A 16631-nucleotide genomic window follows, 5' to 3' on the forward strand; every position below is an offset into this window, starting at 1 on the left:
GCCTGCTCGCGATGGGGCCTGCTCGTTCAGCGCATCAACATCAGATTCAGTAAACCCAAACCTCAACCCGCCGATTCTTGATCCTGCCTTCATCCCCGCTGTTGGTCGCCACCGGCATCAGCGCGCCAAACCCGCGCACTTCGCGCAATACCACGCCGTTCTTCACCAGTTCCCGCCGTACCGCCATCGCCCGCAGCTTCGACAGCAAATCCGCCCGCGCCGGGTCGTCCTTGGCGTCGCCGAATCCCACCAGTGTTACCGCGCGGTCGGTCTTGTCGTGGTGCTTTATATAGTCGAACACCCGAGCCAGATCCTGGCGGGCCTTGTTGTCGAGGCTGGCGCTGCCTTCTTCGAAACGGAAGTTCACGGTCAGACGCTGGGCGTGGCGGCTGAGGGATTGATAACCCTCGGGCATCAGCGCATTCGGCGTGACGGCGATGGCCTGCACGGTCTGGGCGATAAAACCGTTGGCCGCGACAATCGTCTGACCCCGACGGCTCTGCGCAAACTCCACCAACGCCTTGGCCCACGGATTGTTGCTGTCGGGCGGCAGATAGAGGAACAGCCGCCGCGACAGCGGATAGTCTTCGGTGGCAATCAGGCTGGCGAGCGGCAGCATCGCCTGGGATTGGCCGTCAACAATCGCCACGGCCTTGGCCTGACGCACATAGGGCAGGCCGATGAAACCGATGGCCTGCGGATCGGCACTGACGGCGTCGGACAACTGCTCGCTGGATTCAAACCGTTTCGCGGCATTGCTCAGGGATTTCCCACGACGGCTGAGGACAAGTTCCTTGAACGTGTCGTAGGTGCCGGACTGATCATCCCGCGCATATAAATGAATCGTCCCACCCTTGCCGCCGACGTCTTCCCACGTCTTCGCCTCGCCGCTGAAGATTCGCGCCAGTTGTTCGGTGTTCAGTTGATTCAGCGGATTGTCGGGATGGAGGATGATTGCAAGGCCATCGATGGCGATGATTTGCTCGGCGTCGGGGCTTTTCAGATCGCCCCGGCCTTGCAGGTTCAGCAGTTCGCTGTCCTTGATCGGGCGCGACGAGGCGGCCAGATCTGCGCTGGCGTTCTTGAGCGCAGTGAATCCGGTGCTCGAACCGTGGGCGGCGATTTCTACCACGACTCTTTGGCCTTGGGCTGTCAGGCCGACGACCCGTTGTTCGTTGGCGGTGTCCGGGGTTTCGCTGTGGACTTTCAACAGTCCCTGATCTTGAAGCAGGCCTTCAACCAGCGCCGGGCCGAGCGCCGCGCCGATGGTGTTGGAACCCTGGATGCGCAATACCGGGCCGTTCTCGGGAATGGGCAACGCCGCAAACCCAACCTGCAGCCAGGCGCTCAGGAGAAAGACGAACAGAACACGCAGGGTCATGCCGGCACCGATTGCAGCCAAGGGGATTGCCGGGGAGATTAAGTCAGTGAGGTTGCTGAAAGATGACAGGGCAGAAGATCACAACCGTCGGCTGTGATCTTCTGCTTCAAGCGGGTCAGCTCAACTCAAGCCAGATCGGCGCATGGTCCGAAGGCTTTTCCATCCCGCGCAGTTCATAGTCCACGCCGGCGGCTTTTACCCGTGGCAGCAAACCATGGGACGCCAGAATCACATCGATGCGCAGACCACGCTTCGGCTCGTCTTCAAAACCACGGCTGCGGTAGTCGAACCAGCTGAACATGTCGGTCACGTCCGGGTTCAGGTGACGATAGCTGTCGGTCAGGCCCCAGTTTTTCAGGCGGGCCATCCACTCGCGCTCTTCCGGCAGGAAGCTGCACTTACCGGTTTTCAGCCAGCGCTTCATGTTGTCCGGGCCGATGCCGATGTCGCTGTCTTCCGGGGAGATGTTGACGTCGCCCATCACCACCAGCGGTTGTTCATTGTGGAACTGGCTTTCCAGCAGCGCTTGCAGATCGCTGTAGAAACGCTGCTTGGCGGGGAACTTGGTCGGGTGGTCGCGACTTTCGCCCTGTGGGAAATAGCCGTTCATGATCGTCACCGGCACGCCGTTGGCGTCGGCGAAAGTGCCCCAGATGAAGCGCCGCTGCGCGTCTTCTTCATCGGTGGCAAAACCTTTATGAATGGCAATCGGCTCCTGGCGCGAGAGCAGGGCAACGCCGTAATGGCCTTTCTGGCCGTGGAAATACACGTGATACCCCAGGGCCCGCACTTCTTCCAGCGGGAACTGGTCGTCGTGGACCTTGGTTTCCTGCAGGCCGATGACGTCCGGCTGATGCTTTTCGATCAGCGCCGCCAGCTGATGCGGACGGGCCCGCAGTCCGTTGATGTTGAAGGAAACGATCTTCATGGTCGGCAGTCCTGGCAAAAGGGCGATGCTAGCTGACATGTAGGATCTGGGCCAGCGTGGCGGTAGTCCATATGCGCTGCTAATGTCTTTCGGGTGTGGGAACGATCCCTTCAGCCCAAGGCTCGTATAACAAGAACGGGGCCTGTTGAGTCCCGTCCAGGGAGAATCACCGTCATGCCTGAAACCCAAACCGCCATCGCCGACATTCATATGCTCGACCGCGGCTATTCCCGGGAAGCGCGATCCCTTCTTTATCAGGCTTATCGCCACGAGCCGACCTTCGCTTACCTGTTCGAAGCCGAGCGTCCGGGTTACGAGCAGCGGGTGCGCGCCACGGTGCGGGAGCTGGTCAAACAGCATTTTTTGCAGGATCTGCCGGCCATCGGCCTGTTGGTCAACGACCGCTTGATCGGCATCGCCCTGATCGCGCCGCCGCAACGGCGCCTGGGTGTTACCGAGAGTTGGGCCTGGCGTTTGCGCATGGTGCTGAGCACCGGTTTCCGTTGCACCCGGCGTTATCTGGAGTATCACGCCGCCGTTGAGGCCTGCGTGCCGACCGACTCGGTGCACATGCTGCCGCTGCTCGGCGTGCATCCGCAATTTCAGGGCAAGCATTTCGGCGAACAGCTGCTGCAAGCGGTGCACAACTGGTGCGCAGTGGACGAAAGCTCCCAAGGCGTGATCCTCGATACCGGCAACCCGCGTTATCTGGAGTTCTACAAGCGTCAGGGTTACGAGGAAATCGGCGAAGTGGCCGTCGGCCCGGTGCGCGAGCACGTGTTTTTCCACGCCAACCCGCAGGTGTTACAAACAGCAACGGGATGACCATCGAACTTTTTGGGAAATTTCCTGTTCTATCACGCTCCCAAGCCCGTGATAGCATCCGCGCCTATGAAGTTTCCAGGAAGATTTACCAGTGGCGTGCTCATGCTGTTAACCAGCTGCGCGGCGCTGGCGCAAAGTGAATTGGATGTGCGGATCAAACCGTCCAACGATGAACTGAAAGCCAATATAGAAGGCTATATCGGCAGCCTCGGCGATCGTGACGAAGAAGCCTTGCAGCGCTTCAGTCGCGGCGCCGAAGAACAGGCGCGCAAGGCCGCCCAGGCCTTGGGTTATTACCAGCCGCAGATCGAAAGTGACGTCAAGGGCGGCGAAAAACCGCGTCTGGTGCTGAACATCGATCCCGGCGAGCCGATTCGCCTGCGCAACGTGACCATGCGTGTTGACGGCCCGGCGGCCTCCCTCAAATCCTTTCGAGTCCCGAAAAGTGACGTGCTCAAGCCCGGCGCGGTGCTCAACCATGGGCGTTACGAGGACGCCAAGCGCCTGATCCAGAATCAGGCCTCGCGTTATGGCTTCTTCAGTGGCCGTTTCACCAGCCAGAAATTGATGGTCGATCCACGCGCCGGGGTCGCCGACGTCGAACTGATCTACGAAAGCGGCCCGCGTTATGCGCTGGGCAAAGTCAGTTTCGAGGGCGACACCCCGTTCGACGAAGACCTGCTGCAACGCATGGTGCCGTTCAAGGCCGGCGAGCCGTATGACTCCGAGCTGATCGCCGAACTCAACCGCGACCTGCAATCGAGCGGCTACTTCGAAGGCGTGCGGGTCGACGCCGCGCCGACCGCCGCGAAAAACGACGTGATCCCGGTGGACGTCAAACTCGACACCCGCAAGCCGCGCACCATGGGCCTGGGTCTTGGTTATTCCACTGACGTCGGCCCGCGAATCAAGGCCAACTGGACCCGCCACTGGGTCAACCCGCAGGGCGACAGTTATGGCTGGGAGGCTGAACTGTCGGCGCCACGACAAAACGTCGGCCTGTTCTACGACATTCCGCTGGACCCGCCGCTGACCGACAAACTGCGCTGGGCCGGCGGTTATCAATACGAGGACATCGACGGTTCCGACACCTTGAGCAAGCTGCTGACCTTCGGCCCGGAATGGCACAGCAAATTGCCGAGCGGCTGGCAGCGGGTGATCTCGCTGAAATGGCAGCGCGAGGAATACCAGCTCGGCGACGACTCCGGTCTGAGCACCTTGCTGATGCCCGGCGTCAGCTATTCCTACCTCAAGAGCGACAACCGCATCGACCCGCACAATGGCTATCGCCTGACCTTCGAAAGCAAGGTTGCGAAAGAAGGCCTCGGCTCGGACAACAACCTGGTTTACGGCACAGCGCTGGTCAAAGGCCTGACCACCGTATTCGACAAGCACCGTCTGCTCGGTCGGGTGCAGGTCGGCGGCAGCGCCACCAACGGCTACAAATCGGTGCCGCCGTCGCTGCGCTTCTTCGCCGGTGGCGATCAGAGCGTGCGTGGTTACGACTATCAGAGCCTGTCCCCGGAGAACTCCGAGGGCGACCGCATCGGCGGGCGCTACATGATTGCCGGCAGCGTCGAGTATCAATACTCGATCGCTGAAAAATGGCGGATCGCGACCTTCGTCGATCAGGGCAACTCCTTCAACAAACTCGAACTGCCGAACCTCAAGACCGGGGTCGGTATCGGTGTGCGCTGGGTCTCGCCGGTGGGGCCGATCCGCCTCGACCTGGCCCACGCGCTGGACGACGATGGCGGCATCCGGCTGCACTTTTCCATGGGGCCTGAGCTGTGAAGCGTGGTTTGAAAATATCGGCGCTGGCGTTGTTGTCGCTGGTGCTGCTAATTGTATTGAGCATCACCGCTGTGCTCGGAACGCAGGCCGGCAGCCGTTGGGTGCTGGGTCTGGTGCCGGGCCTGAGCGTCGACGATTTCCAGGGTCGCCTCGGCGGGCAGTGGAGCGCCGATCATCTGCTGTGGCAGCAGGACAGCAGTCGCGTCGAACTGAGCAAACCGATCTTCGAATGGTCGCCGCTGTGCCTGACGCGAATGACCCTGTGCATCGAACAGCTCAAGGCCGATACCGTCAGCCTGCAATTCCCGCCGAGCGAAGAAGTCACCGAAAGCGGCCCGATCAAACTTCCTGATCTGCAATTGCCCGTGGCCATCGAGCTGGGCGACGTGCAGGTCGGCAGCCTGTTGTTCAACGGCAGTGAAGAGTTGAAAGGCCTGCAACTGGCGGCGCACTGGACCGCCAAGGGCATGCAGATCGACAGTGTGAAACTGCAACGCGACGACCTGAGCCTGAATCTGTCCGGCCTGCTGCAACCGACCGGCAACTGGCCGCTGAACATCGCCGGCGATCTGACCCTGCCATCTCCGGGCACCGGCCCATGGACGCTGGCACTCAAAGTCGACGGCGATCTGCTCAAGACCCTAAACCTGCACGCCGACAGCCGTGGTTACCTCGACGGCCAGTTGAGCGGCGATCTGCAACCGTTGGCGGAAAACCTGCCGGCCAAAGTGCGGATCACCTCGGAGGCGTTCAAGCCGAGTGCGGATCTGCCGGACACGCTGCAATTCAATCAACTGGTATTGACCGGCGAAGGCGACCTGAAAAACGGTTACCAACTCCTCGGCAATGCGACACTGCCTGCCGAAAAAGGCCCGGTGGCGTTGCTGCTCAAAGGCAAGGTCGACGCCAAGGGTGCGCAGATTGCCGGCCTCGACCTGACAGCCAACGACAAGCAAAGCCTCAAGCTGACCGGCAATGTTGACTGGAGCAAAGGCCTCAGCGCCCAGGCCAATATCAACTGGCTGGAATTTCCGTGGCACCGGCTCTATCCGGAGATCGACGAGCCGCAGGTCACGTTGCGTACCTTCACGGGCGAAGTCTCCTACACCGACGGTCAGTACCTCGGTAACTTCGCCGCCGCCGCAGATGGCCCAGCGGGGGCGTTCACCCTGAGCAGTCCGTTCAGCGGCAATCTCAAGCAGATTTTCCTGCCACAACTGAAACTCGAAGCCGGGCAGGGCAAGGCCGAAGGCCATGTGAACGTGCAGTTCGCCGATGGCATTGCCTGGGACACCGCGCTGGAACTGTCGGCGCTCAACCCGGCGTATTGGGTCGCGGAGTTGCCGGGCACCCTGGCCGGCCCGTTGAAAAGCAAAGGCGAAATGAAGAACGAGCGCCTGAGCCTGAATGCCGATCTCGATCTGAAAGGCAAACTGCGCGGGCAACCGGCGGTGCTGCAAGCCAAGGCCGACGGGGCTGGCGAGCAATGGAATCTGAATGCCCTGCAAATCCGCCTCGGCGACAACAGCATCAACGGCAAGGGCAGCCTGCAACAAAAACTCACCGGGCAGATCGACATCAAACTGGCGCGTCTGGCCCAGCTCTGGCCGCAACTGCGCGGGCAGATCAACGGTCGGGTCGATGTCGCCGGTACGCTCAAGGCGCCGCAGGGCAAGCTCGGCCTGCAAGGTTCGCAACTGGCGTTCCAGGACAATCGCCTGCAAAGCCTCAACCTCGACGCCACCCTCGACAGCGCGCAACGGGCGAAAATCGACCTCAAGGGCAGCGGCATCCAGGCCGGCGATACGTCGCTGGGCACCCTGACCGCCAGCGCCCAGGGCGATATCAAAAGCCAGAAGCTCAATCTCGACTTGCTCGGGCCGAAGCTGAAACTGGCGTTGGGCCTGGACGGCAATCTGGACAAAGGCAACTGGCGCGGGCGTCTGGCCAGCGGCGACATTCAGGCCGGCGGTCAGGACTGGAAGCTGCAAAATCCGGCGAAACTCGAGCGTCTGGCCGACGGCAAGATCAACTTCGGCGCCCATTGCTGGATGTCCGGCAATGCCAGCCTGTGCGGTGAAGACCAGCGCCTGATGCCGGAGCCGAAGCTGCGTTATCACCTCAAGCAGTTCCCGATCGAAAGCCTGGCGCAGTGGCTGCCGAAGGATTTCACCTGGCAGGGCAAGCTCAACGCCGACCTGCAACTGGACCTGCCGGCCAGCGGCCCGAACGGCCAGATCAGCGTGGATGCCAGCGGCGGCACCTTGCGCATGAAGGAAAAGGATCAGTGGCTGGACTTCCCGTACCAGACCCTCAAGCTCACCAGCAAACTCACGCCCAAGCGCATCGACACTGATCTCAACTTCGTCGGCGGCAAGCTCGGCGAGTTGATGGTGCAGGCGCAGATCAATCCGCTGCCGAAGAACAAGCCGCTCAGCGGTTCATTCCGCCTCAGCGGACTGGACTTGTCGGTGGCGCGGCCGTTTGTGCCGATGGTCGAGAAACTCACCGGGCGCCTGAACGGCAGCGGCACGATTTCCGGCGGGCTGCTCGCGCCGCTGGTCAACGGCACGGTGCAGCTCAGCGACGGCGAAGTGTCCGGCCCGGAATTGCCGCTGGAGTTGCAGGCGCTGCAACTGCAAGCGGTGATCGCCGGTGAAGCCGTGCAATTGAACGGCGGCTGGAAAAGCGGCAAGAGCGGGCAGGGCAGTCTGAACGGCAACATCGCCTGGGGTCAGGCGCTGGTGGTGGATCTGGCGCTCAAGGGCACGCAATTGCCGGTGACGGTCGAGCCCTACGCCAAGCTTGAAGTGGCGCCGGACCTGAAGATTTCCATGGCCGGCGATGAGCTGGCGATTGCCGGCAAGGTGCTGGTGCCCAAAGGCGAAATCACCGTGCGCGAACTGCCGCCATCAACGGTCAAAGTCTCCGATGACACGATCATCGTCGGCGCGCAGACCGAAGAGGGCAAGCCGCCGCTGGCCATGAAGATGGACATCGACGTGGTGGTCGGCCAGGACAAGTTGAGCTTCGCCGGATTCGGCCTGACCGCCAACCTGCAAGGCCACGTGCACATCGGTGACAACATGGACACCCGTGGCGAGCTGTGGCTCAACGACGGCAAATACCGCGCCTACGGTCAGCGCCTGACGGTACGTCGCGCGCGTCTGCTGTTCGCCGGTCCGATCGATCAGCCGTATCTGGACATCGAAGCGATTCGCCAGACCGATGATGTGATCGCCGGTATCCGCCTGAGCGGCAGCGCCGAGCAGCCGACCACGCAGATCTTCTCGGAACCGGCGATGAGTCAGGAACAGGCGCTGTCCTATCTGGTGCTGGGGCGTCCGCTGAGCACTACCGGCGAAGACAACAACATGCTCGCGCAAGCGGCGCTCGGTCTGGGTCTGATGGGCAGTTCCGGGGTCACCAGCAGTCTGGCCAGTGATCTGGGCATTCAGGACTTCCAGCTCGACACCCAGGGCAGCGGCAACACCACCAGCGTGGTGGCCAGCGGCAATATTTCCGAGAAACTCAGTCTGCGTTACGGCGTCGGCGTGTTCGAGCCGGCCAATACCATCGCCTTGCGCTACAAGCTGAGCAAAAAGGTCTACCTCGAAGCCGCCAGCGGCGTGGCCAGTTCGCTGGACATCTTCTACAAGCGGGATTTCTAGCCCGCGTTCCCCCTGGCCGGATCGTGTCAGCACGATCCGGCTTTTTCTGGATGTATTAGACTGACCGCAGCTTGAAGGGCGCCGTTTGCGGCTGCCCGAAACGCCCCGGGGGCGCCAATGGTTCGTTTGAGTATGGTCTTGCTCGGTCACGATTTTGTCCGTCGGCGCTGGTCCGCTCTGGCATTGACCGGCGTTGTCTGGGGCGCGGCCGGCGTGGCCATTTTCATCGATGCGCTGGACGGCGTTCTGTATTTCCCGCTGCATGTGTTCGGCTATCTGTTGTTACTCGAAGCCCTGATCATTCTGCTGGTGCCGGCCCCGAAAACCGGTACGGCGGCGGCTTTGCACAAGGCGCGGGGTCTGGTGTTTTTGCTGCTGGGGCTGCTGATCGTCGACCGACAGCATGCTGCCGGTGTGATTCTCGCGGTGCTGTTCGGTGCGGCTTTTCTGCTCGATGGCGGTTTTCGGCTGGCGGCTGCGGTGGTGGTGCGCTTTGTCGGTTGGCGAATGTCACTGCTGGTGGCGCTGTTCGAGATCGGCTTTGGCGTGTTCATCCTCGAACCGTATCCGAGCCTCTACAAGGGGACGGTGCCGTTCTGCATCGGCATGAGCATCTTTCTTTCGGGCTGTGCCTTGTTGCAGCAGGCATTGCGATTCAAGAACAGACCGTCGCCGGTGACGCCTCCTCCGGTTCATGCCCCTGCAGATAATGGCGCAATGGTGATCCATGTCTGGACACCCAGCGGCACCGTTGAAGACACCCTGGTGCGCAATCGGTTGCTCAATCGTTACATCGCGGCGGTCGATATCAACGGCGTCATTTCCGCCGGCCACGCGGCACTGGAATGTGGGCCGGACATCTACATCAGCCATTACCCGCTGGACGATATCGATCGCTCGGCGGGGGATTTCGTGCGCTTGCTGCGGGCCACGCCGAACAACGATGTGGCGGGGCGGTTTCTGCCGGACTACGCGAGCGAAGTTGCCGACTGGTGCCCGTCGTCGGTTCAGGTCAGTTTCGTGCATTACGATGCGGCACGGCTTCAGGCGTTCTGGGCGGATTATCGGCAGAACACCACCTACAACCTCACCAGTCGCAACTGTTCGAGTGCCGTTGCGCACAGCCTTGAGGCAGCCCTTGAGGGCGCGATGAACCGGGGGCATTCGAGCATGCTGGATTTTGCCCGGGTCATCATCAGCCCCGAATTCTGGGTCGCAGCTCAAGTGCGCAAGCGCGCCGAGGCCATGGCCTGGACGCCCGGCCTGGTGCTCGATTATGCGCGGGCGTTGCATGCCGCCATCGAGCCGGCACCGCCGGGCTGGCACGGTATTTACGCAGGAGCCAGGCGTGCCTGCGGTTATGTGGCAACTGCGTTGCGCGGGCGTGAAGTCCATCCCCTTCAGCCACCACCGATGAATCACCCCTCCGACAAATCCTGAACGGCTCTTCACCGAGTCGCTGCCTTCGCGAGCTGGCTCGCTCCCACATTGATTCGTGTATGCGTGAGATGCCCTGTGGGAGCGAGCCAGCTCGCGATGGAGTCTGCACGGACGACAGAGAAACCCAGCCCACTGGTCAACTAATTACAAAGCAACCTAACTATTACGTTGACATTCGCTGCCTAGGCAGTAACATCTCGACATACATTCACTGCCTAGGCAGTTATTAGGTGAGCACATGAAGCATTTCACCCCCGACGAATTCAAGCATTGCCATCTCGGCCTGTTGCTCGGCCGTGCCGCCTTGCTCAAGGACAAGATCATCGACACCCACATGGAACCCCACGGCATCACCGCCGCGCAGTTCAAGGTGTTGATCATCATGGCCCAGTTCGGCGTCGACACCCCGGCCGAGCTGTGCCGGCACCTGTCGCTGGACAGCGGTTCGATGACCCGCATGCTCGATCGTCTGGAGCAGAAAGGTTTTCTGGTTCGCCAACGCAGCGAAGGCGATCGCCGTCAGGTGCAACTCAAACTCACCGAGCAGGGCCAGCAACTGGCCGATCGCCTGCCGCACATCGGCGCCGACGCCATGAATGAACTGGCCGGCGCCGTGACCCCGGACGAGTTGAAAACCCTGGAATACATCCTCAAGAAAATTTTGCTGGCAGCCGGTGACCCGATCACCATCCAGCGGTTAGGTGAACACAATGAGCGGTAAAACCTTGCGCAGCAGCCTGACACTGGTGCTGTCGGCGATGATCCTCGCCGGTTGCGCCAACTACAGTGGCCTCGATACCCAGGGCGCCAGCCTCGATGCGAAAACCCTGCAGACCGGGCAATCGCTCAACGGCGTCACCCTGTCCCAGGCCGCCTGGCCGAAGAGCGACTGGTGGACCAGCCTCGGCGATCCGCAACTCGACGGTCTGATCCGCGAAGCCCTGAAAGACAGCCCGGACATGCAGATCGCCGACGCCCGCGCCCATCAGGCCAGCGCCGCCGCGTACGCCGCCGATGCCGAGCGTTATCCGACCCTCGACGCCAGCGCCGGCATCAGCCGTTCGCGTCTGGCCCGGGATCAGGATCCGTTGGGGCAGGGTGGGGCTTACTCCACCGTGCGCAACATCAGCGCCGGCTTCAATTACAACTTCGACCTGTGGGGCGGCCAGCGTGACGCCTGGGAAGCCGCACTCGGTCAGGCCCGTGCCGCCGAAGTCGACCGTCAGGCCGCGCAACTGACCCTTGCCGCCGACGTGGCCCGGGCCTATAGCGATCTGGGTCAGGCGCACATCGTTTATGACCTGGCCAACGAAGATTTGAAGCGCACCAAACAGATGCTCGACCTGAGCCAGCGTCGTTTGAGCTCGGGGATCGACAGCCAGTACCAGTTCCAGCAGACCCAAAGTCTGGAAGCCAGCTCCGAAGCCAGCCTGATCGACGCTGAAAAACGCCTGAACAGCGCCAAAATCGCCCTGGCCGTACTGCTCGGCAAAGGCCCGGATCGCGGCAACGAAATTGCCCGGCCGAAAGTCCTGCAAGCCAGCGCTGTCGCACTGCCATCGGTGCTGCCGGCCGAACTGCTGGGCCGTCGCCCGGATCTGGTCGCGGCGCGCTGGCGTGTCGAGGCGGCGAGCAAGGACATCGATTCGGCCAAGACCCGCTTCTATCCCAACTTGAACCTGTCGGCTTCCGCCGGTGCCGAATCCTTGTTGGGGGACGCGATGTTCGGTTCCGCCAGTCGCTTCTTCAACATTGCCCCGACGATTTCGGTGCCGATCTTCGATGGCGGACGCCTGCGCGCCAACCTCGATGCCCGCGACGCCGATTACGACCTCGCCGTGGCGCAGTACAACAAAAGCCTGGTGAAAGCCCTGGGCGATGTCAGCGACACGATCAACCAGTTGCGTGACATCGGCCGGCAGATCGGCGCCCAGCAGCACGCGACCGAGATTGCCCAGGATTCTTACAACACCGTCGTCCAGCGTTACGGTTCCGGCATCGGCAACTACCTGGACGTGCTCAGCATCGAGCAGCAATTGCTGCAGGCCCAGCGTCAGCTGGCGAACCTGAATGCCGAGCAGATCGACCTGTCGATTCAACTGATGCAAGCGCTGGGCGGCGGCTTCCAGGGGCAAACCCTGACCGCAGCCAACGCCACCCCAGCCATGCCGCACAACTAATTCAAGGTATTTGTCATGGCCACTGCCGAAAACACACAAGCTCAAGACAACGCCCAGGAGACTGGCAACCCGCGCAAACGCAAGGTGATGCTGCTGGTGCTGGCCGTTGTGGTTGCCCTCGCCGGTGCCGGCGTCTGGGCGTATCACGAATTCATCGGGCGCTGGAGCGAAAGCACCGACGACGCCTACGTCAACGGCAACGTGGTGGAAATCACCCCGCTGGTGACCGGCACCGTGGTCAGCATCGGCGCTGACGATGGCGATCTGGTTCACGAAGGCCAGGTGCTGATCAACTTCGACCCGAACGACGCCGAAGTCGGCCTGCAAAGTGCCAAGGCCAATCTGGCCCGCACCGTGCGCCAGGTTCGCGGCCTGTACAGCAACGTCGACGGCATGAAGGCCCAGGTCAATGCGCAACAGGCCGAAGTGCAAAAAGCCCAGGACAACTTCAACCGCCGGAAAAACCTCGCGGCCGGCGGGGCGATTTCCCAGGAGGAACTGTCCCACGCTCGCGATGACCTGACCTCGGCGCAGAACGCCCTGGCCAACGCCAAACAGCAGCTGAAAACCACCAGCGCGCTGGTCGATGACACCGTGGTCTCGTCGCATCCCGACGTGATGGCCGCCGCTGCGCAACTGCGCCAGGCCTACCTGACCAATGCTCGCAGCACTTTGATCGCACCGGTCACCGGTTATGTCGCCAAACGCACCGTGCAACTCGGCCAGCGTGTGCAGCCGGGCACCGCGCTGATGGCGGTGATTCCGCTGGATCAACTGTGGATCGACGCCAACTTCAAGGAAACCCAGCTGCGTGACATGCGCATCGGCCAACCGGTGGAGATCGAATCGGACATCTACGGCAGCGACGTGAAGTTCAGCGGCACCATCGACAGCCTCGGCGCTGGCACCGGCAGCGCGTTCGCCCTGTTGCCGGCGCAGAACGCCACCGGTAACTGGATCAAGATCGTACAGCGTGTGCCGGTACGGATTCACGTCAACGCCGAAGAGCTGGCCAAACACCCGCTGCGCGTCGGTCTGTCGACCAATGTCGAGGTCAACCTGCACGACCAGAGTGGCCCGGTACTGGCCCAGCAGCCGCCGCAAAAGGCCTCGTTCAGCACCAACGTCTACGACCGCCAACTGGCCGAAGCCGACGCGATGATCACCCAGTTGATCCACGACAACAGCGCGGCGGTCAGCAAGACCGCGCAACGCTGATCCCATCCTGTGGGAGCGAGCTTGCTCCGGGCGGCGTTCCGACGATTGCGATTTTCAATTCAACAGTTTTGTTGGCTGAACCGCCGTCTTCGCGAGCAGGCTCGCTCCCACAAGGGCGGCTGCGTCATTAACGGACGCAGCGTCAATCAGGTTCCAAAGGATTCGCGATGAGCAATAACGCCTCTTTTTCGCCGCCCAGCCTGTTGCTCAGCACCATCGGCCTGTCGCTGGCAACCTTCATGCAGGTGCTCGACACCACCATCGCCAACGTGGCGTTGCCGACCATTTCCGGCAACCTCGGCGTGAGTTCGGAGCAGGGCACCTGGGTCATCACCTCGTTCGCCGTGAGCAACGCCATCGCGCTGCCGCTCACCGGCTGGCTGAGCCGTCGCTTCGGCGAGGTGAAGCTGTTTCTGTGGGCGACCATTCTGTTTGTGCTGGCTTCGTTCCTCTGCGGTATTTCCACTTCGATGCCGGAACTGATCGGCTTCCGCGTGCTGCAAGGCCTGGTGGCCGGGCCGTTGTACCCGATGACCCAGACGCTGCTGATCGCGGTTTATCCGCCGGCGAGGCGGGGCATGGCCCTGGCGTTGCTGGCGATGGTCACGGTGGTGGCGCCCATTGCGGGGCCGATCCTCGGCGGCTGGATCACTGACAGTTACAGTTGGCCGTGGATCTTCTTTATCAACGTGCCGATCGGGATCTTCGCGGTGATGGTGGTGCGCCAGCAACTGGCCAAACGCCCGGTGGTCACCAGTCATCAGCCGATGGATTATGTCGGGCTGATCACGCTGATCATCGGCGTGGGCGCGTTGCAGGTGATCCTCGACAAAGGCAATGACCTGGACTGGTTCGAGTCGAACTTCATCATCATCGGCGCGGCAATTTCGGTGATCGCGCTGGCGGTGTTCGTGATCTGGGAAATGACCGACCAGCATCCGGTGGTCAACCTGCGGCTGTTCGCCCACCGCAACTTCCGCATCGGCACGCTGGTGCTGGTGTTGGGTTACGCCGGGTTCTTCGGCATCAACCTGATCCTGCCGCAATGGTTGCAGACCCAGATGGGCTACACCGCGACCTGGGCCGGTTTGGCGGTGGCACCGATCGGCATTCTGCCGGTGCTGCTGTCACCGTTTGTCGGCAAGTACGCGCACAAGTTCGACCTGCGCCTGCTGGCCGGGCTGGCGTTCCTGGCGATCGGCCTGAGCTGCTTCATGCGTGCCGAGTTCACCAACGAGGTGGACTTCCAGCATATCGCTCTGGTGCAGCTGTTCATGGGGATTGGCGTGGCGCTGTTCTTCATGCCGACTCTGAGCATTCTGATGTCGGACTTGCCGCCGAGCCAGATTGCCGATGGCGCGGGTCTGGCGACGTTCCTGCGGACATTGGGCGGCAGCTTTGCGGCGTCGTTGACTACGTGGATCTGGATTCGCCGGGCGGATCAGCATCATGCCTATATGAGCGAGAGCATCAGCACCTTCGAGCCAGCGACTCGCGAGACCTTGCATTCGCTGGGTGGCGCGAGCCAATCGGCCTATGCGCAGATGGATCAGATCCTCACCAGTCAGGCGTACATGCTCTCCACAGTGGATTACTTCACGCTGCTGGGATGGGGGTTTATGGGGTTGATTCTGATTGTGTGGCTGGCCAAGCCGCCATTCGCAGCCAAGGCAGGCCCGGCCGCCAGCGGTCACTAACGTCGCCAGATCGTTCCCACGCTCCGCGTGGGAATGCAGCCCGGGACGCTCCGCGTCCCATGCCCAAGCGGACGCGGAGCGTCCATTGATGCATTCCCACGCAGAGCGTGGGAACGATCAGGCGGTGGCAGGGGCGGGCAGTGCCGGCGGCGGTGCAAAATCAAACGGCGCCAACGCAAACCCGTTCTCATCCACCTGCAACGCCCAACCCTGACGATCCCAATCCCCCAGCACAATCCGCTTCGCCGCCTGATCGCCGATCTGCAACTTGTGGATCGCCGGGCGATGGGTGTGCCCGTGAATCAGGGTTTTCACCCCGTATTCCTGCATGATCCGCGGAATTTCCTCCGGCGTGACATCGACGATGTCATTGGCCTTCATCCGCGTCTGCGCCCGGCTTTCGCTGCGCAACTTGCGCGCAAGCTTGTGGCGGGTGCGCAAGGGGAGGTTACGCAGGATGAACAGGCTGATCGGGTTGCGCAGGTAGCGGCGCAGCTTCATATAGGCTTCGTCGCGGGTGCACAGGCTGTCGCCGTGCATCAGCAGCACCGGTTCGCCGTAAAACTGCACGACACTCGGATCCTTCAACAGCGTGCAGCCGGCCTCTTTGCAGAAGGCCTTGCCGAGCATGAAGTCGCGATTGCCGTGCATCAGAAAAATGGCCGTGCCGCTGTCGCTGAGTTCGCGCAGGGCCTGGCAGATGGAACGCTGGAAGGGGGTCATGGCGTCGTCGCCAATCCACGCCTCGAAAAAGTCGCCCAGAATGTACAACGCACTCGCCGAGCGGGCGCGTCCGGCGAGCAAATCCAGAAACGCCCGGGTAATGTCCGGGCGCTCCTCTTCCAGATGCAAGTCTGAAATCAGCAATATCACGCTTCGATGATCTCGGCTTTCTCGATGATCACGTCGTCTGCTGGTACGTCCTGGTGGCCTGCCTTGGACGTGGTGGAAACGCCTTCGATCTTGTCGACAACGTCGGTGCCCGCAACCACTTTACCGAACACGGCATAACCCCAGCCCTGAGCGGTCTTGGAGGTGTGGTTGAGGAAGCTGTTGTCGGTGGCGTTGATGAAGAACTGTGCCGAGGCCGAATGCGGATCCATGGTGCGAGCCATGGCCAGGGTGTACTTCTCGTTCTTCAGGCCGTTGTCGGCTTCGTTCTGGATGCTCGGGCTCTTGTCTTTCTTTTCTTTCATGCCTGGCTCGAAACCGCCGCCCTGGATCATGAAACCTTTGATGACGCGGTGGAACACGACGTTCTCGTAGTGACCCTTTTTAACGTACTCGATGAAGTTGGCCACGGTGATCGGGGCTTTTTCAGCGTTCAGTTCGATGACGATGTCACCGAAGTTGGTGGTCAGTTTTACTTGGGTCATGATCGCTACTCTTTATAAGGAATTCGTGGGTATTGGGACATTTGCGCCCTTTACCGGTTCAGCCCGTGAGGGCCAAGGTGCGCAGTTTAGCGTGACAGGCGCGAATTTCGAGGCTGTTTTT

General features: G+C 61.6%; 12 protein-coding genes. 8 read left to right on the forward strand and 4 right to left on the reverse strand.

Going from position 1 to position 16631, the window contains the following annotated elements:
- Nucleotides 1-46 precede the first annotated feature (46 nt).
- Both K5E37_RS04425 and xthA read right to left on the reverse strand, forming a co-directional pair.
- Nucleotides 47-1381 carry a substrate-binding domain-containing protein gene (locus K5E37_RS04425; protein WP_221533216.1) on the reverse strand — a complete coding sequence of 445 codons (1335 nt, stop codon included), beginning with the start codon at nt 1379-1381 and terminating at the stop codon, nt 47-49.
- Between the two features lie 115 nt (nt 1382-1496).
- On the reverse strand, nt 1497-2309 hold the full coding sequence (gene xthA, locus K5E37_RS04430; protein ID WP_007951504.1) for an exodeoxyribonuclease III: 813 nt from the start codon (nt 2307-2309) through the stop codon (nt 1497-1499).
- A 174-nt stretch (nt 2310-2483) separates the two neighbouring features.
- On the opposite strand from xthA, the gene K5E37_RS04435 reads away from it, so the two are divergent.
- The 8 genes from K5E37_RS04435 to K5E37_RS04470 all read left to right on the forward strand — a co-directional run bounded on the left by K5E37_RS04435 (nt 2484) and on the right by K5E37_RS04470 (nt 15134).
- Nucleotides 2484-3134: an N-acetyltransferase gene (locus tag K5E37_RS04435; RefSeq protein WP_007951503.1), complete on the forward strand. Its 651-nt coding sequence runs from the start codon at nt 2484-2486 to the stop codon at nt 3132-3134.
- A gap of 66 nt (nt 3135-3200) precedes the next feature.
- Entirely contained in the window at nt 3201-4928 is a 1728-nt protein-coding gene (locus tag K5E37_RS04440) for an autotransporter assembly complex family protein (protein WP_221533217.1), read from the forward strand.
- A complete protein-coding gene (locus K5E37_RS04445) occupies nt 4925-8599 on the forward strand; it encodes a translocation/assembly module TamB domain-containing protein (protein WP_221533218.1) in 3675 nt (1224 codons plus the stop codon). The genes K5E37_RS04440 and K5E37_RS04445 overlap by 4 nt, the downstream gene beginning before the upstream one ends.
- Nucleotides 8600-8716: 117 nt before the next feature.
- Nucleotides 8717-10039, forward strand: coding sequence for a DUF308 domain-containing protein (locus K5E37_RS04450; RefSeq protein ID WP_221533219.1), 1323 nt, complete (start codon nt 8717-8719; stop codon nt 10037-10039).
- Between the two features lie 238 nt (nt 10040-10277).
- Complete coding sequence (locus tag K5E37_RS04455; protein WP_085608360.1) at nt 10278-10760, forward strand: MarR family winged helix-turn-helix transcriptional regulator; 483 nt, start codon at nt 10278-10280, stop codon at nt 10758-10760.
- Complete coding sequence (locus K5E37_RS04460; protein ID WP_221533220.1) at nt 10750-12219, forward strand: efflux transporter outer membrane subunit; 1470 nt, start codon at nt 10750-10752, stop codon at nt 12217-12219. The genes K5E37_RS04455 and K5E37_RS04460 overlap by 11 nt, the downstream gene beginning before the upstream one ends.
- A gap of 15 nt (nt 12220-12234) precedes the next feature.
- A complete protein-coding gene (locus K5E37_RS04465; RefSeq protein WP_221533221.1) occupies nt 12235-13437 on the forward strand; it encodes an efflux RND transporter periplasmic adaptor subunit in 1203 nt (400 codons plus the stop codon).
- A 167-nt stretch (nt 13438-13604) separates the two neighbouring features.
- A complete protein-coding gene (locus K5E37_RS04470; RefSeq protein WP_127798761.1) occupies nt 13605-15134 on the forward strand; it encodes a DHA2 family efflux MFS transporter permease subunit in 1530 nt (509 codons plus the stop codon).
- Between the two features lie 117 nt (nt 15135-15251).
- On the opposite strand, the gene lpxH is transcribed toward K5E37_RS04470, so the two are convergent.
- Nucleotides 15252-16007 (reverse strand): UDP-2,3-diacylglucosamine diphosphatase, encoded by a 756-nt coding sequence (lpxH, locus tag K5E37_RS04475; RefSeq protein WP_221533222.1) that lies wholly within the window; start codon nt 16005-16007, stop codon nt 15252-15254.
- On the reverse strand, nt 16004-16510 hold the full coding sequence (locus K5E37_RS04480; protein ID WP_007951494.1) for a peptidylprolyl isomerase: 507 nt from the start codon (nt 16508-16510) through the stop codon (nt 16004-16006). Before K5E37_RS04480 ends, lpxH begins: the two co-directional genes overlap by 4 nt.
- Nucleotides 16511-16631 lie beyond the last annotated feature (121 nt).

The sequence above is a fragment of the Pseudomonas sp. RIT778 genome (genome assembly GCF_019718735.1).
Lineage (GTDB): Bacteria > Pseudomonadota > Gammaproteobacteria > Pseudomonadales > Pseudomonadaceae > Aquipseudomonas > Aquipseudomonas aphyarum.